Below are 1,029 nucleotides of genomic sequence, written 5' to 3'. Positions count from 1 at the left end.
CGAAGGGAAAGGTCGGCCCCGCGAGCAGCAACATGATTGTGCCGGCCGTCGGGTAGCCGGCGAACGACGCTAGTGCCGAACTGTCGTCGACGCCGAAGACACCCTCGAAGAAACCTTGCAGCCCGAACGCGACAGTCCCGAACATGCCTACCAGCACCAGCAAGAACCACAGCCCAGACACAACCGGGAAGGGGGCACGCAGCTTCTCGTACTCACCTAGGAGCCCGAACACCCACGGCACGGTCGATACAGCGATGAGCATGCCACCGACCACTCCGTAATGCCCGTCGTTCCAGAACAGCGGCGAAAGCCCAAAAATCGCCGGACCCACAATCAGTCCTAGTATTTGCATCCGTGCAATAAGCATGGACCGACCATAGCCGTTCAGCGAAATAGGACTGGGCGAAACTGTCAATGATCGCGTCCATATCCGGCTGAACGGCGAAGCTCAAGATCAGAATGTCGGCAACCGACTGGATTCATAGAGTCGATCATGCGCCTTGCCCACGATTCCCGTGTAGACAATCAGATCTAGATGGGCGGGTTGAGTACGAAACGTCGACGGCGACGATCATGTGCACAGTTACGCCGTCGGTCCGACTAACTTCGTCGTCTTGGCGGTGAAGACGCGTGCGTGTGGCCCTCGACCAGGCTCAGACTCGCAACCACTCCCGAGTGGCGATCACCAAGGCAGCGACCCCACGGTTAAGTGTCGGTTGAACTTCCGGAGCGAAATAGGCCGAGTGGTTCGATGGGATATCGCGGTCGATGCTCCCTGCCTCCGCAGCGGCCCGATACGTTGCCGGGTGCGTACCCCCGAGAATCCAGTAGACCAACGGCGCACTCGCAGCAGTAGCGAGCAAACCGACATCCTCGCTTCCCGAGACCTGCCCGGGGTCAAAGACCGTGTCGTCGCCGAACGCCGACCGGAACGCGACCATCGTGCGCTCAGTAGCATTGTCTCCATTGACCGTAACGGGACAAGACTCCGCCCGCACGATCACAGGATCCGGCGCTCCGGACGCTGCC

2 protein-coding genes are annotated in these 1,029 nt (G+C 60.3%); both read right to left on the bottom strand.

Going from position 1 to position 1,029, the window contains the following annotated elements:
• Positions 1–331 (bottom strand): hypothetical protein (locus ACIQ2D_RS22345; protein ID WP_483869763.1); only part of this gene is annotated, 331 nt, incomplete at its 3' end.
• Between the two features lie 322 nt (positions 332–653).
• Positions 654–1,029: hypothetical protein (locus ACIQ2D_RS22340; protein ID WP_483869762.1), on the bottom strand; the 376-nt coding region annotated here is incomplete at its 5' end.

Source organism: Lysinibacillus sp. NPDC097287 (assembly GCF_044761695.1).
Taxonomy (GTDB): domain Bacteria; phylum Bacillota; class Bacilli; order Bacillales_A; family Planococcaceae; genus Lysinibacillus.
Note: the sequence above shows the minus strand (reverse complement) of the source record. Positions and strands in the feature narration are given on the sequence as shown.